General features: G+C 73.3%; 14 protein-coding genes. 7 read left to right on the forward strand and 7 right to left on the reverse strand.

What is annotated here, in order from left to right:
- Both Q0994_RS02565 and Q0994_RS02570 read left to right on the forward strand, forming a co-directional pair.
- Positions 1 to 570, forward strand: coding sequence for an ATP-binding protein (locus Q0994_RS02565; protein WP_299528282.1), 570 nt, complete (start codon positions 1 to 3; stop codon positions 568 to 570).
- A gap of 193 nt (positions 571 to 763) precedes the next feature.
- Complete coding sequence (locus Q0994_RS02570; RefSeq protein WP_299529245.1) at positions 764 to 3394, forward strand: SpoIIE family protein phosphatase; 2631 nt, start codon at positions 764 to 766, stop codon at positions 3392 to 3394.
- Positions 3395 to 3543: 149 nt separating this feature from the next.
- Here Q0994_RS02570 and Q0994_RS02575 read toward each other — a convergent pair whose 3' ends face one another.
- From Q0994_RS02575 to Q0994_RS02600, 6 genes are all read right to left on the reverse strand, one after another.
- Complete coding sequence (locus Q0994_RS02575; protein WP_299528283.1) at positions 3544 to 4260, reverse strand: PspA/IM30 family protein; 717 nt, start codon at positions 4258 to 4260, stop codon at positions 3544 to 3546.
- Between the two features lie 209 nt (positions 4261 to 4469).
- Positions 4470 to 6587, reverse strand: a complete 2118-nt coding sequence (locus Q0994_RS02580) for a TPM domain-containing protein (protein WP_299528284.1) — start codon at positions 6585 to 6587, stop codon at positions 4470 to 4472.
- Positions 6588 to 6743: 156 nt separating this feature from the next.
- On the reverse strand, positions 6744 to 7946 hold the full coding sequence (locus Q0994_RS02585) for a glycoside hydrolase family 1 protein (RefSeq protein WP_299528285.1): 1203 nt from the start codon (positions 7944 to 7946) through the stop codon (positions 6744 to 6746).
- A 105-nt stretch (positions 7947 to 8051) separates the two neighbouring features.
- On the reverse strand, positions 8052 to 8960 hold the full coding sequence (locus Q0994_RS02590; RefSeq protein WP_299528286.1) for a carbohydrate ABC transporter permease: 909 nt from the start codon (positions 8958 to 8960) through the stop codon (positions 8052 to 8054).
- Complete coding sequence (locus Q0994_RS02595) at positions 8957 to 9946, reverse strand: carbohydrate ABC transporter permease (protein ID WP_299528287.1); 990 nt, start codon at positions 9944 to 9946, stop codon at positions 8957 to 8959. The genes Q0994_RS02590 and Q0994_RS02595 overlap by 4 nt, the downstream gene beginning before the upstream one ends.
- 5 nt (positions 9947 to 9951) lie before the next feature.
- Positions 9952 to 11196: a sugar ABC transporter substrate-binding protein gene (locus Q0994_RS02600; RefSeq protein ID WP_299528288.1), complete on the reverse strand. Its 1245-nt coding sequence runs from the start codon at positions 11194 to 11196 to the stop codon at positions 9952 to 9954.
- A gap of 233 nt (positions 11197 to 11429) precedes the next feature.
- Here Q0994_RS02600 and Q0994_RS02605 point away from each other — a divergent pair, with 233 nt between their 5' ends.
- Positions 11430 to 12464, forward strand: coding sequence for an acetylxylan esterase (locus Q0994_RS02605; RefSeq protein WP_299528289.1), 1035 nt, complete (start codon positions 11430 to 11432; stop codon positions 12462 to 12464).
- A gap of 173 nt (positions 12465 to 12637) precedes the next feature.
- Here Q0994_RS02605 and Q0994_RS02610 read toward each other — a convergent pair whose 3' ends face one another.
- Positions 12638 to 13708 carry a LacI family DNA-binding transcriptional regulator gene (locus Q0994_RS02610; RefSeq protein WP_299528290.1) on the reverse strand — a complete coding sequence of 357 codons (1071 nt, stop codon included), beginning with the start codon at positions 13706 to 13708 and terminating at the stop codon, positions 12638 to 12640.
- A 258-nt stretch (positions 13709 to 13966) separates the two neighbouring features.
- Between Q0994_RS02610 and Q0994_RS02615 the strand changes: the two genes are divergently transcribed.
- The 4 genes from Q0994_RS02615 to Q0994_RS02630 all read left to right on the forward strand — a co-directional run bounded on the left by Q0994_RS02615 (position 13967) and on the right by Q0994_RS02630 (position 19227).
- Positions 13967 to 14449, forward strand: a complete 483-nt coding sequence (locus tag Q0994_RS02615) for a MarR family winged helix-turn-helix transcriptional regulator (RefSeq protein WP_299528291.1) — start codon at positions 13967 to 13969, stop codon at positions 14447 to 14449.
- 182 nt (positions 14450 to 14631) lie between these two features.
- Positions 14632 to 15954, forward strand: a complete 1323-nt coding sequence (locus Q0994_RS02620) for an MFS transporter (protein ID WP_299529247.1) — start codon at positions 14632 to 14634, stop codon at positions 15952 to 15954.
- A 131-nt stretch (positions 15955 to 16085) separates the two neighbouring features.
- On the forward strand, positions 16086 to 16637 hold the full coding sequence (locus Q0994_RS02625; RefSeq protein ID WP_299528292.1) for an isochorismatase family protein: 552 nt from the start codon (positions 16086 to 16088) through the stop codon (positions 16635 to 16637).
- Positions 16638 to 16890: 253 nt separating this feature from the next.
- Positions 16891 to 19227 carry an ABC transporter family substrate-binding protein gene (locus Q0994_RS02630; protein ID WP_299528293.1) on the forward strand — a complete coding sequence of 779 codons (2337 nt, stop codon included), beginning with the start codon at positions 16891 to 16893 and terminating at the stop codon, positions 19225 to 19227.
- Positions 19228 to 19536: the final 309 nt, after the last annotated feature.

Genomic DNA, 19536 nt, shown 5'->3' on the forward strand with positions numbered 1-19536 from the left:
GTGATCCGTACCGAAGGCGACCGCGCCGAGTGGACCTTCCCCGCGTCCCCCGGTGCCGTGCGTGAAGCGCGGCACGTCGTCCGGGACACCCTGCGGGCCTGGGAGCTGCCTCCCAGCACGGTGGACATGACGGTCCTGCTGGTCAGCGAGCTGGTGACCAACTCGCTCAAGCACGCCACCGGCCCCATCGGCGTCCGGCTGACGCGTCCTGGCGCGGAGAGCCCGGACGGACCGGGGCACGACGGACCGGGGCACGACGGAGCGCGACCGCGCGGGACGCGTCCGGACCCCGGTCTCCGGGACGGCGGCTCCCCGGAGCGGACCGGCGGACGCGGTCCGGGACACGGGCACGGACGCGGTCACAGCCGCGACCACGGCGCGGTCCAGGGCACCGGACTCGTGGTGGAAGTCTCCGATCCCCTTCCGGATCTGCCCACCGAACGCGTCGCCGGACCCGACGACGAGGGCGGCCGCGGGCTGCAGCTCGTGGCTTGTTCCGCACGCCGGTGGGGCACGCGTCACGGCAAGAACGGCAAGACGGTGTGGTTCGAGCTGCCTCTGCCTGGTTAGGAGTGGAGGGGGACACACAGGCGATCACCAGAGGTCGGGCAGCACCTGGCTGAAAGGACTGAGACCTTGCTGTGATCGTCAACGTCGTGCCGGGAGGGCCTGTGGTGCTGAATACTGCGGTCAGGACCGGTCCGGTGTGTGAGCTGGAGGGGACGGTCGTGTGAGCGAAACACCTGGGTCAGCGGGCGGAGTCGTGTGGCAGAGCAGCCCGCCTGGCTCGATCTATGACTACGTCAGGGTCGCCTCGTTCTCGATCGGGCACGACGGCCTGATCGAGCAGTGGAGCGAGAGAGCCGCTGATCTCTTCGGCATGGCCGCGCGCCAGGTGATCGGCCGCGACCCCGTGGAGGCGTTCCTCCCCGACGAGCTGCGCCCCGGCGGGCGCCGCCGTGTGCGTGAGATCCTCGACGGCAAGGAGTGGACGGGCCTCGTCCCGTTCCGGATGCCGGGCGAGGACGGAGCGGGCGGACTCGCCGAGCTCTATGTCATGCCCAGCCTGACCGAGTCCGGCGAACGTGCCGCGCTCTGTATCGTCCTGGACGTACGCGCTCTGCGCAGCATCGAGACGGACCTCGCGGCCTCGCAGGCCATATTCGGCCAATCTCCTTTCGGTTTCGTCCTGTTCGGCAAGGACCTGACGGTGGTCCGTGCCAACGACCGGTTCGCCACCGTCTTCGGCGGCCGGGCCTCCGACCACCGGGGCAGGAGCGTCGACGACTACCTCGCGCCTCCCGAGGCCGATCGGCTCACCGCCACCCTGCGCCGCGTCCTGGACACCGGTCAGGCCGTCACCGACCTCCGGCTGGTCGGCACTGTTCCCGGCGACCGGCAGCGTCGGCACTGGTCGATGAACCTGTACCGGGTGCACGGCGGATCGGGCCGGCCCGTGGGTGTGGCGGGGCTCGCCACCGACATCACCAGCCGCCACATCGCGGCCCGCGAGGCCGCCAGTGCCCGCCGCAACCTGGCCCTGCTCAACGAGGCCAGCGCCCGCATCGGCAATTCCCTCGACCTGGAGACCACCGCCCGCGAACTGCTCGACGTCGCCGTGCCGGGCTTCTGCGACCTGGCCGCCGTCGACCTGTACCAGGGCCTGCTCGCCGGCGACGAGCTGCCGCCGGGCAGCGGGGGCCCGCAGCAGGCGGAGTCCGGCGGCTCGGCGGAGCTGCGCCGGGTCGCCCACGCCAGCGCCGTCGCCGACGCGATGCCGGGCGTCGCCCCCGACCTGGGATCCCACGGTCCGGCCGACGGCCGGACCGACGGGCTCGTGCCGTCGCCCCGTGCCGCGTCCGATCCGGGCGGGTCCGGGGCGCCGGTCACCGGCGCGGCCCCGGCGCTCGGCGACGTACACCGCTACCCGTCCGGCTCGCCCGCCGCCGCGGCGCTGCGCACCGGACGGATCCAGGACGTGCCCGAGGACGGACCCGGCTTCGTGCAGTCCACGCTGGCCGTCCCGATGGTCGCGCACGACACCGTGGTCGGGCTGGTGCAGTTCTCCCGTACGAAGGGGAGCGAGCCGTTCGGCGAACGGGACCGTGCGCTCGCGGTCGAGCTGGCCGCCCGCGCCGCCGTCTGCATCGACAACGCCCGCCTCTACCGGCGTGAACACGAACGCGCCCTGATACTCCAGCGCAGCCTGCTGCCGCCGGGCGATCCCGAGGCCGCGGGCCTCGACATCGCCTGCCGCTACCTGCCGGGCAACGCCGCGACCGAGGTCGGCGGCGACTGGTTCGACGTCATCGAGCTGCCCGGTCACCGCACCGCCCTGGTCGTCGGCGACGTCATGGGCCGGGGGCTGCGGGCCGCCGTCGCCATGGGCGAACTGCGCACCGCCGTGCGGACGCTGGCCCTGCTCGACCTGGAGCCCGCCGAGGTGCTGGCCGCCCTCGACGAGGTCGCGCGCGGCCTCGGCACCCCGGGCGGCGGCGAGCGGTTCGGCGGGGGCGGCGGCGCCCAGTGGCCCTCGCGCGCCGCGCACAAGTCGCGGGAGGCCGACCTCTCGGAGGTCTACCTCGCCACCTGCGTCTACGCCGTGTACGACCCGGTCACCCGGCGCTGCACCTTCGCCAACGCGGGCCATCTCCCGCCGGCCGTGGTCGAACCCGGCGAGTCGGCCCAACTCCTCGACGTGCCGCCGGGGATGCCGCTCGGCGTCGGCGGCGAGCCCTTCGAGGAGGTCGAGGTCGAGCTCAAGGAGGGCGCGCTCCTCACCCTGTACACCGACGGCCTGGTGGAGTCCCGCGACCATCCGCTGGAGGAGGGACTGCTGGCGCTCCGGGAGGCGCTCACCGGTCCCCGCCGGGCTCTGGAGGACGCCTGCGACCATGTGCTGGCGTCGCTGCACACCCGGCACGGCGAGGACGACATCGCCCTGCTGATGGCCCGGATCCAGGGGCTGCCCACCGAGGCGGTCGGCGACTGGCGGCTCCCGCGCGAGCCCCGTTCGGTCGCCCGCGCCCGCGAACTGGCACGCTCCCAGCTCCAGTCGTGGGACCTGGACGATCTGGTCGACACCACCGAACTCCTGGTCAGTGAGCTGGTCACCAACGCGCTCCGGTACGGCGAGGGCGAGGTCCGGCTACGGCTGCTGCGCGACCGCACCCTCGTCTGCGAGGTCTGGGACGCCGGGCTGGTGCAGCCGCGACGCCGCCGGGCCCGCGACACCGACGAGGGCGGCCGGGGCCTGCAACTGGTCGGACTGCTCAGCGCCGCCTGGGGCTCCCGGCGCACCCCGCGCGGCAAGACGGTCTGGTTCGAACTGGCCCTGCCCGACGGGCGACCGGCCGCCGAACTCTCCGTGGAGGAACTGCTGAGCATGTACTGAGCGGGCGGGGCGTCCGGCGCCCGGAGAGGCGACGGACGCCGGGTCCCGGACCGCGACCGCCGTCCGGGAGCATCCCACCAGCGCGCCGGCAGTGGCGTCCCGCACCGGCGTCTCACCCCGGCGCGCAGCCACCGGTGGAGCGGGCGGGCTCAGGGGGTCGGGGACTTCAGCGCGGCGAGCCGCGCCTCCACCTCGGCGCTGTCGCCCAGGCTGTCCAACTGCTCGAACTGGGCGTCCAGCGACGAGGCCGCCAGCTCCTGCTTGCCGACCGCCCTGGCCTCCTCGCGCCGCACCTTGTCCTCGAACCGGCCGATCTCCGTGGTCGGATCGAGGACGTCGATGTTCTTCACCGCGTCCATCATCTGGTTCTGCGCCTGCGCGGACTTGGCGCGGGCCACCAGTTCGTCGCGCTTGGACGAGAGCTGCGACAGCTTCGCCTTCATCTGGTCGAGCCCGCTCTTGAGCTTGTCGACCACTTCGGTCTGCGAGGCGATGGTCGGTTCCGCCGTCGTCGCCTCCTTCTCCGACTGGAGCTGGCGCCCGAGCGCCACCTTGGCGAGGTTGTCGAACTTGTCGGCGTCCGCCGTCGACCCGGCCGACCGCAGCTCGTCCGCCTTGCGGCTCGCCGCGAGCGCCTTGTCGCCCCACTGCTTCCCGGCCCGGACGTCCTCCTCGTGGTCCTGCTCCATCAGCCGCAGGTTGCCGATGGTCGCCGCCACCGCCTGCTCCGCCTCCGCGATGTTGTCGGTGTAGTCGCGGATGAGCTGGTCCAGCATCTTCTGCGGGTCCTCGGCCTGGTCGATGAGGGCGTTGATGTTGGCCTTGGCCAGCTGGGTGACCCGGCCGAGGATGGTCTGCTTGCTCATGGCTCTGCTCCTGGGTGAGGGGGAACGCGGGAACGCCCGTGGCTTGCGCGGGCCGTGTGAGGTGACGCGTACGCCGTACGGGTCCGGTGTGTCGTACGTCCGGTGCGCCGACCGGACAGGTGGTGCCGGAGGGGCCTCGGGTGCGGGAGGTGCGGGTGGTGCGGGTGGTGCCGGAGGGGAGTGGCGGGCGCGCCCGGTACGGTCCGCCGTCAGAACCGGCCGCCACCGCCTCTCCGGCCCCGCGTGCCTCCCCCGCCGAAGCTGCCGGGGGAACCGAAGCCGCCGCCGCGTCCCCCGAAGCCCCCGCCGCCGTATCCGCGGCCCCGGCCGCCTCCGCCGCCCAGCAGGCCGCCGAGGATGATGCCACCCAGCACGGCCCCGCCCATGCCGCCCCCGCCGGATGCCCCGCCCCCGTACCCTCCGCCGCCGAAGCCGCGCACGTCCTGTTCGGCCAGGCTCTGCGCCTGGGCCGCGAACGCGTCGGCGCGCTGGGCCTCGGCCAGCGCCCCCTGCGGGTCGCCGCCCGCCGCGAGCTGCCCGGCCTGTTCCACATGGCGCTGGGCCTCCGCGAGCCGGGTGCGGGCCTGGCTGCCGATCGCCCCCCGGTGGGTGGTGATGAAGTCGGCCGCGGCGCCCACCGAGGAGCGGGCCGCGAGCAACGCCTGGTCGAGCAGCGAACGCGCCCGGGTGTCGCCCTGCTCCCGTTCCCGCGCGCCGGCCAGCGCCTCGTCCAGTGCCGCGTCCGCCTCCTCGACCCGCCGCAGCGCGTCGATCGGGTCGTAGCGCCCCGCCGTCTCCGCCCGCACGTCCTCGACCACCGACCGGGCCCGGGCGATACGGCCCCGCAGGTCCGCGGTGGGCGCTCCGGCGGCGGTCCCGGTCAGCAGGCCGCCCGCGTCCGCGAGGTCGGTCTCCGTCTCGGTGAGCGCGGCCGGCAGCCGTCCTTCCGCCTCGGCCAGCTCGGCTGAGCGCCGCTCGACCGCGTCGACCAGGGTGCCCGCCTGCCCTACCGCGCCCTCGGCGGCCCGTACGTACACCGCGGCCTGCGCGTTGTCCCGGGTGTCGACCGCCTGCCGGGCCCGGTTGAGGCTGGAGGTGGCGAAGACGAGCCGGTCCTTGGCCTGTTCGACGTCCTGGGCGACCGGGGCCGCCGCCGAGTCCGCGTACCGGCTCCGCATCGCGGCGAGCGTCGATTCGGCCGCGGTGACCCGGCCGGTGAGGGCGTGGAAGGCCGACTCCACCGTGGCCACCACCTCCGGGGCGTTCTGCTCCAGGGCGCGCAGCCGGTCGAAGTCCTCGGACACGGCGTCGAGCCGCCGGTCGGCCGCGGTGCAGCGGGACACGATCTCCTCCAGCATCCGCCGCCTGGTCGCGTCGTCCTCGGGGAAGGCGTCGTCCAGTTGCTGGCGCAGTCGGAAGGACGCGGTCAGCTCGCTCTTGGCGCTCTCCACCGCCGAGGCGAAGGGGGCGGCCGCCTCCTCGCCGAACTGGGCGGTGGCGAAGCCCAGTTCCTCCTCGCTGGTGCGCACGGCGTCGTCCGTGTCCACCAGCAGTTGTTTCGCCCGCGCGTCGAGTTCGGGCAGCGGGGTCGGTGGCTCCGCCGCCTCGGCCCCGGCACCCGCGGGCCCCCACCCCTTGGCCGCCGGCGTGGTGCGCCCCGCGGTCCGTCGCCTGCGCCGGGTGAAGGCGTACGCGGCGACCGCTCCGGCACCGCCCACCACGACCGCCGGCAGGATGAAGTCGCCCGCGTCGGTGCCGCCCGAGCCGCTGCCTCCGGGGTCCGCCGGGCCGGGTGTCAGCCCCGGTGCCGGCACCGGCCGGCCGGCGAGGACCGCCTTGTAGCCGTCGGCGGCGCCGATCGCGGCGCCCGCCCAGTCGCTGACCCGCAGCGCCGGCCCGATCGCGGTGCTCGCCACGTCGCGCAGCTGCGCGTCGGTGAGCCGGGAGTCCTGGTCGACCGAGTAGGCGTACTGCCGGTCGTGGGTGGCGACGGCCAGCAGCACGTCGTCCTGGCCGAGGCCGTTGCGGGTGGCGGTGTCGTCGGCCCAGGTCTGCGCGGACCGGCCGGAGAATCCGCGCACGTACACCACGAAGAGCTGCACGCGCCGTTCGTCGTACAGCGAGTCGAGGGCCGCGTCCACCTCCGCCGTGCGGTCGCCCAGCGCGCCCACCCGGTCGGTGATCTGGCCGTCCCGTGACAGGGTCACGGGGTCGTCGGCCCGCGCGGTCACGACGGCGGGCAGGGCCAGGCAGCACAGCGCGAACAGCGCGACGAGCAGGACTGGACCGGGTATCGGGCTCCGGGTGCGGCAGGGGGGCGGCGTCACACGGTGGAGGTTATGTCCGGCTCTGTCCGCCCGCGACCGGAGCCGGGGGCCACCCGGGGAGAGGCGGCGGCAGGGACACCGGGGTCAGGTCCGGTGCCCCTGCCGCCGCCCGGAAGGGGGCCCGGTGGACGGGCTTCGGGGCCGGGGCGGGGACCGTCAGGCGGCCAGGCGGGGGAGGGCGCGGGCGCGGCCGAGGGAGCCGAGCCACTTCGCGGACGGCCGGGCGGTGCGGGCGAAGGTCTCCCAGTCGACGGCGATCAGGCCGAAGGTGGGCGTGAAGGAGCCCCACTCGTAGTTGTCGAGCGCGCTCCAGGCCAGGTAACCCGCGATGTTCAGGCCGTCCTCCAGCGCCGAGGCGACCTCCTCCAGCGCGCCCGCGTAGTAGTCCTCGCGGCGGCGGTCGTCGTCGGTGGCGATGCCGTTCTCGGTGACGATCAGCGGGACGTCCGGGCCGACGATCGAGGCGGTGTGGCGCAGCGCGTGGCCGACGGCGGCGGGGTAGTACTCCCACTGGGTGAGGGTGCGTTCGGCGTCCGCGGGGGCCGGGAGGGGGCCCTCGGGTCCGATCTTGGTGCGGGTGTAGGACTGCACGCCGATCCAGTCGTCGCCGCGCGCCGCCTCGATGAAGACGTCCTCGCGCGGGTGGCGGTAGGCGGCGGTGACCTCCTCGGCGCCCGGCTCGGCCTGGTAGACCTGGTTGGCGATGGTCCAGCCGACCCGGATGCCGGCGTCCAGGGCCCGCACCTCCCGCACGGCGGCCCGGTGCGCGGCGATGATCGCGGCGGTGGTCTCGTCGTCCGGGGTGGGCAGACCGGCCGGGGGGAAGCTGTTGTCCCCGCGCTTGGCCTGGCCCGCCATGACGGCGATCATGTTGGGCTCGTTGATCGTGCAGACGTGCGAGACGCCCTCGGAGATGACCGGCGCGCACGCCGCGACGTACCGGGCGAACAGGTCGGTCGCGCCGTCGGCGGTCCAGCCGCCGCGCGCCTCGAACCACTGCGGCACGGTGAAGTGGTGCAGCGTCACCATTGGGCGCAGGCCACGGGCGATCGCGCCCTCGACCATCCGGCGGTAGTGGGCCAGCTCCGCGCGGGAGAACCGTCCCTCCACGGGCTCGATCCGCGCCCACTCGATCGAGAACCGGTAGTCGGTGAAGCCGAGTCCGGCCAGCAGGTCCATGTCCTCGGGCCAGCGGTGGTAGCTGTCGCACGCGTCCAGGGAGGGCGACTGGATGTGGGTTCCGGCGGCATGCTCCTTCACCCACCAGTCGCAGTCGGTGTTGTTGCCCTCGATCTGGTGGGCGGCGGTGGAGGCCCCCCACAGGAAGCCTTCGGGGAACGGGACGGGGGTGTGCGTCATCGCGACGTGTCCTTCTGGTGCGTGCGTGCGTGCGTGCTTGTGTGTGCGTGCGGGTGCGTGCGGGGGGAGGGGGCGGCGGCGGGGATGCGGGGGCCGCCCGCGGGGCTACTTCATGCCGGCCGTGGCGATGCCCTGGGTGAAGTGGCGCTGGAGCGCGATGAACACCACCAGTACCGGCAGGACCACCAGGAACGCTCCGGCCATCAGCATCCCGTTGGAGCCGCCGGCCTTGTTCGGATCGGTGGCGAACGTCGCCAGCGCGACCGGCAGCGTGTACTTGTCCGGGTCGTTGGTGGCGATCAGCGGCCAGACGAAGTTGTTCCAGGAGCCGAGGAAGGTGAAGATCGACAGGGTCGCGAGCGCGGGCTTCACCAGCGGCATCACGATCCGCCAGAAGATGTACCACTCGCCGGCGCCGTCCATCCGGGCCGCTTCCAGCAGCTCGTCCGGGATCGACTGCATGAACTGCCGCATCAGGAAGACACCGAACGCCCCGGCGGCGAACGGCAGCACCAGTCCGGCGTACGAGTCGATCAGACCGAGCCTGCTCATCAGGACGAAGAGCGGCAGCAGCATCAGGTTGCCGGGGACCATCAGGGCGCCCAGCACCAGCCCGAAGATCTTGTTCCGGCCGACGAACCTCAGCTTGGCCAGCGCGTAGCCGAGCATCGAGCAGAACACCAGGTTCGAGACGGTGACCAGCACCGCGACGATCACCGAGTTCAGGAAGTACCGCGGCAGGTCCAGCTTGTCCAGCAGCTGCCGGAAGTTCTCCAGCGTCCACTCGGTCGGTATCCAGACGGGTGGGCTCGCCGAGAGTTCGGCGGTCGTCTTGAACGACGAGACCGCCATCCACAGGAACGGCGCGGACATGACCAGCAGCCCGGCGGAGAGCAGGACGTAGACCAGCGGGCGGCCCGATCGCCGCCGGCGGCCGCCGGCCGGGGCGGTGGGGGACGGGCCCTTGTGGACCGGCGCGATTCCCGCGGCGCCGGGTGCGTTGCCGGTGCTCATTCGGTGTTGTCCTTCAGCAGTCGGAGCTGGAGCACCGTGATGGCCATGATCACCACGAACAGGACGTACGCCATGGCGCTGGCGTAACCCATGTGGAAGAAGTTGAAGCCTTCGCGGTACATGTTCAGCGAGACGGTGAGGGTGGAGTCGGAGGGGCCGCCCTGGGTCATCACGAAGGGCTCCTCGAAGACGTTGAGGTAGCCGATGGTCGTGATGACGGTGGCGTACAGCATCGTCGGCCGCAGCAGCGGCACCGTGATGCCCCGGAACTCCTGCCAGGCCCCGGCGCCGTCCAGCCGGGCCGCCTCGCGGACCTCGGTGGGGATCGCCTGGAGGCCGGCGATGAAGAGCACCATGACCGTGCCGACGTTCCGCCACACCGCCATCGCGATCATCGACGGCATGGCCAGTGCCTCGGAACCGAGGAAGTCCGGTGCGGTCAGGCCCACTTCGGAGAAGAGACCGGCGATCAGGCCGTCACTCGGGTCCAGCACGAACCGCCAGACCACCGCCACCGCGACGATGGTCGTGACCACCGGGGCGTAGAAGCCGACCCGGAAGAAGGTGCGGGCCCGGTCGATGCCGTTGTTCAGCAGCACCGCGACGACCAGCCCGAGGCCGATCGTCAGCGGCACCCCCACGACCACGAAGTACGCCGTGTTGAGGAGCGAGGTGAGGAACTTCTCGTCGCCGAACAGCTCGGTGTAGTTCTCGAAGCCGATGAAGTCCGCCTCCCACGGGCGCGTCACGTTGCGCAGCCCGAAGTCGGTGAAGCTCATGAGCAGCGTGGCGAGGATGGGGAACGCCATGAAGACGGTGAACAGGACGAGGAAGGGGGTGGAGAACAGCCAGCCGGCCGCGTTCTGCACACCCAGCGGCTTCTTCTTCCGGCCCCGGGCGCCCGCCGCCCCCGCCGGGGAGGCGGTGCTCCCCGGCGGAACCGGCGCGCCGGCCGGCTGCGCGGTCTTGCGGGTCATGGTGCTCATGGCTCCTACTTCACGAGGCTCTCGATCTCGGACTGCGCCGTCTTCAGCGCGTCCTCGGCGGAGGCCTTGCCCTGGGTGACCTTGGCTATCGCCTGGTCGACCTGGTCGGTGACCTCCGTCAGGTTGGGCAGCGGCGGGGACGCCTTGGCGGTGTCCATCTGCTTCTTGAAGACCTGGAGCGTGGCGTCGTCGGCGAGCGCCCCGGACTCCCACGCCTCGGTGTTGGCGGGGAGGTCCTTGGTCCGCGCGTACCAGTCGGCCTGGCCCTCGGCGTCGGTGAGGTAGGAGATGAACTCCGTTGCCGCGGCCTTGTGTTCGCTGTCCTTGGAGATCACCAGGGAGGAGCCGCCGGCCATCGAGGTGGAGGAGGCGTCGGCGGGCACGTTCGCCACCGCCCACTTGCCCTTGATCTGCGGCTGGCCCTCGTCGAGCAGGGTCACGTGCCAGGGGCCGCCGAAGAACATCGGGACGCGGCCGTTGCCGAAGTCCTTCACCACGTCGTAACCGGGCGGGACGGACGTGTCGGAGAGGCCCTGGGCGAAGTAGGAGCCGTACTCCTTCAGGGCCTTGACGGCGGCCGGGCTGTCGATGACGGCCTTGCCGTCCTCGTCGACGATCGCACCGCCGGCCGAGTACAGGAAGGGGTAGAAGCTCTGCACCGTGTCCAGGCCGCTCGGCTGGATGGACAGGCCCCACTGGCTGCCCGCGTCCTTCCGGTACGCGGTGGCGAGGTCCTTCATCTCCTTCCAGGTGGCCGGAGCCTTGTCGACGCCGGCCTTCTCGGCCAGGTCGGTGCGGTAGTAGAGGACACGGGTGTCGACGTACCACGGCACGCCGTACGCGGTGCCGTCCACCTCGCCCTGGCTCCAGCCGGAATCGAAGAAGTCGTTCTCGTCGAACACCTTGGTGTCGACCGGCTCCAGCACGCCGAGTTCGGAGAACTCGCCGAGGTAACTCCCGCCCATCTGCGCGACGTCGGGCAAGGTGCCGGCGGCCGCGGCGGCGACGAGCTTCTGGTGGGCGACGTCCCAGCCGACCGGCGTGACCTTGACGGTCACGTTCGGGTGGGCCTTCTCGTAGACCTTCGCGACGTCGGCGAGCTTCTCGCCCTCGGCCCCCATGGCCCAGACGGTCAGTGTCTGCTTCTGGTCCGCCGCGACGTCGGCACCCCCGGAGCTGCCGCAGGCGGTGATCCCGAAGGCGAGCGCGAGGGCGATGGAGGCGGAGACGGTTCTGGCGGTGCGGGGCATGGAGGGCTCCTCCTTGAGCGATCCGAATGTATGCGCTGCCTGTAAGCGCATACATCACTCTGCCGGGTCGGTCCGGGAATTCGCAAGAGGGTGCTGGGTCACACTCGCGCAACGTGCCGGAGTTCCGGGCGCGCCCCCGTCGCACGGTAAGTGCGTGTCATGTGAAACAACAGCCGGTGTGACCGGATTCGCACCCCTGGGAACGGCGGCACCGGGGCGATATCGTCGCGATCATGGTTTCGTTCGCGCACGACTTCCCCTTCGATCCGGCCTACGGACGCACCCTCGACGACCTGTTGGAGATCCCGGCCCCCGACGGCCCGGACGACTTCGCGGAGTTCTGGCGGGCGCGGTTCGAGGCGGCGCGCGCGGTCGGGACCCGCCCCGAGCTGGGCCCGGTGGAGGAGGTGCGTGACGGCGTACGCGTGCACGGCGTCACCTACACCTCGGTCGGCGGGATACGCATCGGCGGCTGGATCGCGCTCCCGGACGCGGAGGCCGGGACCGCCCCCGGCGCGCCTGCCGGGAATGCCCTGGGCACGGGCGCCGCGCGGGCCGGTTTCGTCGTCGGGCACGGTTACGGAGGGCGGGACGAGGCCGGCTCCGCACTGCCCCTGCCGCTGCCCGGTTCCGCCGCCATCCTGCCGTGCGTACGCGGGATGGCGACCCGGAGCGAGGTGCCGGGCATCCCGACCGCCTCCGCCGGGCACGTCCTGCACGGCATCGGCTCCCGCGACACCTACGTCATCGGCGACTGCGTGGCCGACCTCTGGTGCGCCGCCTCCGCCCTGCTGGAACTGGTGCCCGCGCTGGCCGCGGAGGGCGCACCGCGCCTCGGCTACCTCGGGGAGAGCTTCGGCGGCGGCCTCGGCGCCCTGGCGCTGCCGTGGGACGACCGGTTCGGCGCGGCGCAGCTCACCGTGCCCACCTTCGGCAACCACCCGCTGCGGCTGACCCTGCCGTGCGCGGGCAGCGGCGAGTCGGTGCGCACCCACCACCGGGACCACCCCGAAGTCACCGACGTGATCCAGTACTTCGACGCGGCGACGGCCGCCGCCCGGCTCGCCCTGCCCACCCTCGTCGCCGCCGCGCTCTTCGACCCGTACGTCCCTCCGCCCGGCCAGTTCGCCGTGCACAACGCGCTGCCGGGCGTCCGCGAGCTCCAGGTGCTGACCGCAGGCCACTTCGCCTACGAGGCGGAGCCGGGCGAACGCGACGTCCTGGCGAAGAACCGGACCCGTTTCTTCGGCGAGCACCTGGGCGTGTGACGGCGGGGCGCGGGCTCACGGGGCGGGACGTGTCCCCCTTGCCGTAGGCCGGGACGCGCCCGATCCGTACGGACCACGTGCACGCAGTCCCGGCCCACCCGGCACCCGCGCCCCGGCCGCCCGGAACCCCCCCCCGCGGTCCGTCCGTCCCGCGGCTCACCCGAGCCCGCGGCTCACCCGCACCCGCAGCTCTCCCGCAGGCCGAGGGAGACCGGGAGTTCCAGCGAGACCGGCGGCCCGGCGGGGTCCCGGAGGCGCTGGACGAGGAGTTCCACCGCCTGCTCGCCGAGCTGCCGGATCGGCTGGCGGACCGTGGTCAGCGTGGGGCGGACGATGCGGCCGAGCGGGATGCCGTCGAAGCCGGTGACCGCGATGTCGCGGGGCACCCGCAGGCCCCGTGCGGCCAGCGCCTGCAGGGCGCCCACCGCCATCTGGTCGTTGGCGAAGAGCATGGCCTCCGGGTGGTCCGCGCCCGCCGCCTGCGCGCGGTCGAGCAATGCCTCCGCCGCGCGCGCCCCCTCGGCCTGGGTCATCATCGCGGTCCGCACGTCGGGTTCGGCCGGTTCCGTGAGGCCGGCGTCGCGGCACGCCTCGCGGAAGCCCCGGAAACGGGCCTCGGCGTCCGGCGACTCGGGGTCGCCGCCGACGAACGCGAGGCGGCGCAGCCCGTGATCGTCGACGAGGTGGCGGGTGAGGGCGCGTTGACCGTCGGCGTTGGCCACCACGAGGTGGTCGAGGTGGTCGATGCCGCGCGGCCCGGCGAGCATGACCACCGGGAGGCGCCGCGAGATCACGTCCAGGTCGCTGGTCGGCACCGTCTGCGCGAGCACCGCGAAGCCGTCCACCCGCCCCGCGACCTTCGCCACCAGACTCTCCGGCCCCCCGTCCAGGGAGGCCGCGATGAGCAGGGCGTATCCGTGCCGGCGGGCGGCCCTCTCCATGCCCCGGATGATCTGGTCGGAGTAGAGCATCACCGCGTGGTCGTCGTCCGCGTCGGCGCCGGCCGCGGCGGTCTCGGCGTCCGGGTCCGCGTAGTCGGGGAAGCACAGGCCGAGCACGCCCGTGGTCCGGCTGGCGAGCCCGCGGGCGTTGCCACTGGGTACGTAACCGAGTTCGCGGGCCGCGGCCAGGACCCGCTCGCGGGTCTGGACCCGCACGGACTCCGGGGTGCGGTAGACCCGCGAGACCGTGGCGATGGAGACGCCCGACCGCTCTGCGACGTCGTACACCGTGGGGGCGCTCACTCGACCGACCGTCCGCTTCTTCGTTCCGCGGCGCGCTGGACGCGTGCCGGCTCTTCGTTACGGGGAGGGCGCTGGCGCCCGTGATGAAAGCGCATTCATTCTAGGGCGGCCGGGTGGCGCCAGCAAGGTCGCCCGGCGTGATTCCTGTCGCGCCGGCCCTCGCCGCGATCGCCCCGGCGCCTTGTGCCGCAAGGGGCCGACAGGACGAAAAAGACAGGCTACCTTGCAAGATGGCCTGTACATCTTTACGCTGGAACCATGTCCGACAGGCCCGAAAACCCGACCGGTCGCGCGGCGGCGCGTCCGCGGCCCACCGATCCGGCACCGGAGCAGTTGGCGATCGATCTGGCGTCCGTGGTGGGCAGGCTGCTGCGGCGGCTGCGCACCAGTTCCGCCGAGTCGCTGCTGACCCCGACCCAGCGGTCGGTGCTCGCGCGGCTCGACCAGGACGGCCCGGCCACCACCGCGGCGCTGGCCCGCGCGGAGTACGTACGTCCGCAGTCCATGCGGCTCACCCTCGGCGCGCTGGAGGACCAGGGCATGGTCGGTCGCGCGCCCGATCCGGCGGACGGGCGCAAGTCCGTGGTCTCCATCACCGCCACCGGGGCCGCCACCCTGGCCGGGGTGCGGGCGGCCAAGCACGACTGGCTGACCGAGGCCGTCGCCGCCGAGTTCGACGGGGCCGAGCGTCGCACGGTCGCCGAGGCCGTCGCCCTGCTCGGCCGTCTGGTCGGACCGTGAACGGCGCGGACGCCACCGGGCCGCGTACGACAGAACCGGCCGCGGCTCCGCGTACGACGGAACCGGCCACCGGACCGCGTACGGCGGCGGAGGCGGAGCCCGCCTCTCGCGCGTTGCCGGGGCGCAAAGCCCCCGCCGGGGACGAGGGGACCGGATTCGGCGCCCGGCTGACCGCGCCGCTGATGATGGGCTCGCTGCTCAATCCGCTCAACACCACCATGATCTCCACCGCGTTGGTGTCGATCGGCCACGACTTCTCGATCGGGGCGGCCAAGACCGCCTGGCTGATCTCCGTGCTCTACCTCGCCAGCGCCGTCGCGCAGCCGGTCCTCGGCAAGCTCGCCGACTCCCTCGGGCCGCGCCGCGTCTTCCTGGCCGGGCTGGTCGTGGTGGTGGCGTCCGGGGTGGTGGGGACCTGGGCGCCCGGCTTCGGCTGGCTGATCGTCTCCCGGCTGCTGCTCGGCATCGGGACCTCCGCCGCCTACCCGGCGGCCATGGCGGTGCTGCGCGACGAGTCCGGGCGGCTGGGCCGGCCCACCCCGCGTCCGGTCCTCGCCCGGCTCTCCTTCGCCGCGCTCGGCAGCGCCGCCGTCGGCCCGACGCTCGGCGGCGCGCTCGTCATGCTGGTGGGCTGGCGCGGCATCTTCGCCGTCAACATTCCGGTGGCGCTGGCCGCCCTGGTCGCCACGCTGCTGTGGATTCCGGCGGACCCGCCGCGCGGGCGCCCCGCCGACGGCAGCCTGCCGCGGCCCGACGTCGACCCGCTCGGCATAGGGCTGTTCTCCGCCGCCCTGACCGTCCTCGTCTTCTTCCTGCTGGACCTCGCGCACCCCCAGTGGTGGCTGCTCGCCCCGTTCGCGGTGCTGGGCGCCCTGCTGGTGCGCTGGCAACTGCGCGCCCCGCGGCCCTTCATCGACCTGCGCACGCTCGCCGGCAACGGCGCCCTCTCCCGCACCTACCTGCGCCACGGCCTCAGCTACCTCCTCATCTACTGCGTGATGTACGGCTTCACCCAGTGGCTGGAGGAGGTGCGCGGCTTCTCGTCCGGGCAGACCGGGCTGCTGATGCTGCCGATGTCGGTCGCCGCGCTGGTCTGCTCGTTGCTCGGCGCCCGCACCAAGGGCGTCCGGGGCCCGCTGGTGCTCGCCTGCCTGCTGCTGGGCGCCGGCGCCGGCACCCTCGCGTTCCTCACCGGCGACACCCCGCTGGGCGTGCTGCTGCTGGCCGGCGCCTGCTTCGGCGTCCCGCAGGGCCTGATCGGTACGAGCAACCAGGCCGCGGTGCAGGCGTTCTCGCCGGCCGCGTCCATCGGATCGGCCGCCGGACTCCAGCGCACCGCGCAGTACATCGGCGCGATCACCGCCTCCTCCCTGATCGCGCTGGCCTACGGGCAGGCCGCGACCGACGCCGGGCTGCACCTCATGGCCCTGGTCGCCGCGGTGCTGGCGGTGCTGCTGATCGTCCTCACCGTCACCGACCGAGCGCTGCGCACCGCCACCCCCTGAACCGCCGGCCTTCCCGACCACCGCCCCCGCACCGTCCCGAACAGCACCAGATCCCGAACAGCATCAGACCCCGAACCGCACCATCCCGATCAGCACCGCACCAGATCCCGAACAGCACCAGGAGCACCCCCATGTCCGTCACCGCCCTCGACCCCAGGACCGCGCTCGTCGTCGTCGACCTGCAGAACGGCATCGTCGCGCTGCCCACCGCCCACCCCGCCGCCGACGTCGTGGCCAAGTCCGCCACGCTGGCCGACGCGTTCCGCGCCAAGGGCCTGCCCGTCGTGCTGGTGCGCGTCACAGGAGGGGCGCCGGGCCGCACCGAGGGCCCGCAGCCGTCCGGCAGCCCGGCCGCCGACTGGGCCGACCTCGTCCCGGAGATGAGCCCGAAGGACGGCGACTTCGTCGTCACCAAGCAGCAGTGGGGCGCCTTCTACGGCACCGACCTCGACCTCCGCCTGCGCCGTCTGGGCGTCACCCAGGTCGTGCTGACGGGCATCGCCACCAGCATCGGCGTCGAGTCCACGGCCCGTTCCGCGCACGAGCACGGCTACCACGTCACGGTCGCCGTCGACGCGGTCACCGACATGAACGCCGAGGCGCACGCCAACAGCGTGCAGCGGATCTTCCCGCGCCTCGGCCAGACCGGCACCACCGCGGAGATCGTCGAGCTGCTGGGCTGACCCACAGCCGTCCCGCCCCGTGCCCCGGACCCGGCCCGCCGCCGGTTACCGGGGCACAGGTGCGTCCGGGCCCGTCCGGCTCCGCCGCGCGGGTGACCTTGGCGGGGCCGCACGCCGTGTCTGCGCCGTCGTCCGGGGGAGGACGGTTCAGTGGAGGGGCGCAACCGGTGTGATCAACTGCAAATGCCAAGTACGTCATATCCGGTCCATTCCGGTACGGGGTGGCCCGGTCCCGTTCCCGGAGGTACCAGCCATGTCCCACGTCGGCGTCCCGCGCGGGACCGTACGCAAGCGCCGCATGCTCGCGCTCCTGACGGCCGGGGTCCTCACGGTCCCCGTGCTCGCGGGCTGCTCCTCCGACGACGACGGGCCGGTCGCCGCCCTTCCGCAGGACATCTCCCCGGCCGACCGCCGGCAGGTCGCCGACGGGTCCACCGTCACCTGGGCCGTCGACACGATGCCCGCCACCCTGAACGCCTTCCAGGCCGACGCCGACAGCGCCACCACCCGTGTCACCGGCGCCCTGCTGCCGACCCTCTTCCCGCTGGACGCTTCCGGGCAGCCGAAGCTCAACCCCGACTACCTGGAGTCGGCCAAGGTCATCGAGACCGAGCCCCGGCAGGTCGTCCTCTACAAGCTCCACCAGCAGGCGGTGTGGAGCGACGGCCGCGAGATCGGCGCCCCCGACTTCGTCGCCCAGTGGCGCGCCCTCAGCGGCAAGGACTCCGCGTTCTGGACCGCGCGCAACGCCGGGTACGACCGCATCGAGAAGATCGAGCGCGGCCACGACGACCTCCAGGTCCGGGTCACCTTCTCCAAGCCGTACGCCGACTGGCGCGCGCTCTTCTCCCCGCTGTACCCGAAGGAGGTGACCGGTTCGCCGGACGCCTTCAACGACGGCGCGCGCTCCGCCCTGAAGAACACCGCCGGCCCGTTCAAGCTGAGCCGGGTGGACAAGGACGCCAAGACGGTCACGGTGGTCCGGGACCCGCGCTGGTGGGGCGACGAGGCCAAGCTCGACCGGATCGTCTTCCGCGCGGTCAAGCCGCAGGACCGGGCCGAGGCCCTCGCCGAGGGCGCGGTCGACGTCGCCGACATCGACGCCCCGGACGCCGGGCGCATCACACTCGCCGCCCGCGACGGCGGCAAGAACGGCGGCCTGCCCCTCACCCACGGCCCCGGTTCCGAGCTGACGCCCGCCGCCGCGCTGCGCTCCTGGGCCCTCGCCCACGGCTCGGACGAGGAGGCCGCCGAGGACGCGAAGGCGGCCCGCGAGCAGACCCGCCTGGCGGCCGAGCGGTACGCCACCGAGCAGGAGGGCCTGCGCGCGTACACCGTGCGCAAGTCCCTGGAGCCGTCGTACACCCAGCTCGCGATCAACGGGGAGTCCGGGCCGCTCTCCGACGAGCGGGTGCGGCGGGCGGTGGCCCGCGCCCTGGACCGGCAGGAGCTCGCCGACTCCGTGCTCAAGCCGCTGGGCTTGCCTTCCCGGCCGCTGGGCAGCCACCTCGCCGTGTCGGGCCAGCCGGCCTACCGTGACGGCAGCGGCGCGCTGGGCGACCAGGACGCCGACGAGGCGCTCGCGCTGCTCGCCGACGCCGGATGGAAGCCCGGCGGGGCCCGGAAGCCCGCCGCCACCGAGGCGGGCAGCGAGGCGGAGAAGAAGAAGGGCTCCGGCGACGCGGACCAGGACGCCAAGGACGCCGAGAACCCCGCGGAAGCCGAGGACGACGCGTCGGAGAAGCCCGCGGAGGCCGCCGGCGACGAGGACGCGGACGCCGGCGACGACGGCCTCTACATCGTCGGCGACGACAACAAGGCGGGCGACGACAAGCCCGGCGGGCTGAAGGTCGTCGACGACGAGGACGCGCACCCCGCCCTGGTGTCCGCCCAGGACCGGCGCCCCGGCGGCGCCCCCGGCGCCTACGCCCCCGCGGGCACGGCGGCGCCCGCCGCCCCCGCCTCGGTGCGCGGTCCCCTCGGCAAGGACGGCAAGCCGCTCACCCTGCGCTTCGTGCTCCCGTCCGGGCCCGGTTCCCAGACGCTGCGCAGCGTCGGTGAGCGGATCGCGTCGATGCTGGACTCGCTCGGTATCCGCACGGAGATCAGCAAGGTCTCGGACGAGAGCTACTTCAAGGACCACATCGCGTCCGGCGAATACGACCTGGCGCTCTACTCCTGGCCCGCCACCGCCTACCCGGCCACCGACGGCCGCCCGATCTACGCCAAGCCGGTGCCCGCGTCGGACGGGTCGCTGCTGGTCGAGCAGAACTACACCCGCGTCGGCACCGACCACATCGACCAGCTCTTCGACCAGGCCGCGGCGGAACTGGACGAGGGCGCGGCCCGCGACCTGATGCGCCAGGCGGACGCCCGGATCTGGGCGGCGGCCGGTTCGATCCCGCTCTACCAGCGTCCGCAGCTCGTGGCGGTGGACAAGAAGCTCGTCAACGTCGGCGCCTTCGGCCTGGCCGGGCCGCGCTACCAGGACATCGGTTTCCGGGGCAGCGGAGCCGCGGGCGCACCGGCCCGGCCGGCGAAGCCGGCCGGCGAGGGAGCCGGGGACCAGGAGCGGGAGATCGCGCGGTAGGCGCTGCGACAAGCCCTCCACACCTGCGGACAAGTCCTCCACAACATCCCGCAAAGACTCCATGAATTCGGAGAACCAGCAGGTCGGAGCCTTGCCCAGGCTCAAGAAAAGCTCTGGAACCCTTGCCCGCCGACCCTGTCGGCGGGCAGAGTGGTCTCTGCCCCGACCCGGGCTCTTCACCCCTGCTCCACCGCGCCCCGCACCACCCGTGCGTCTCCCGTTCCCCAGCGGGCGGACCCCGGACTCCCCGCAGATCCCCCGGCGATTCCCGCAGCCCCCGCCGCGCGCCCGCGCATCCGCTCCGACCGG

The organism is uncultured Streptomyces sp., assembly GCF_947488945.1.
GTDB lineage: Bacteria > Actinomycetota > Actinomycetes > Streptomycetales > Streptomycetaceae > Streptomyces.

Coding starts and splice junctions, on each gene's coding strand:
- Q0994_RS02605 (WP_299528289.1), top strand. CDS start 11,430: ATGGTTTCGTTCGCGCACGACTTCCCCTTCGATCCGGCCTACGGACGC.
- Q0994_RS02615 (WP_299528291.1), top strand. CDS start 13,967: ATGTCCGACAGGCCCGAAAACCCGACCGGTCGCGCGGCGGCGCGTCCG.
- Q0994_RS02590 (WP_299528286.1), bottom strand. CDS start 8,960: ATGAGCACCGGCAACGCACCCGGCGCCGCGGGAATCGCGCCGGTCCAC.
- Q0994_RS02600 (WP_299528288.1), bottom strand. CDS start 11,196: ATGCCCCGCACCGCCAGAACCGTCTCCGCCTCCATCGCCCTCGCGCTC.
- Q0994_RS02575 (WP_299528283.1), bottom strand. CDS start 4,260: ATGAGCAAGCAGACCATCCTCGGCCGGGTCACCCAGCTGGCCAAGGCC.
- Q0994_RS02630 (WP_299528293.1), top strand. CDS start 16,891: ATGTCCCACGTCGGCGTCCCGCGCGGGACCGTACGCAAGCGCCGCATG.
- Q0994_RS02620 (WP_299529247.1), top strand. CDS start 14,632: ATGATGGGCTCGCTGCTCAATCCGCTCAACACCACCATGATCTCCACC.
- Q0994_RS02595 (WP_299528287.1), bottom strand. CDS start 9,946: ATGAGCACCATGACCCGCAAGACCGCGCAGCCGGCCGGCGCGCCGGTT.
- Q0994_RS02625 (WP_299528292.1), top strand. CDS start 16,086: ATGTCCGTCACCGCCCTCGACCCCAGGACCGCGCTCGTCGTCGTCGAC.
- Q0994_RS02585 (WP_299528285.1), bottom strand. CDS start 7,946: ATGACGCACACCCCCGTCCCGTTCCCCGAAGGCTTCCTGTGGGGGGCC.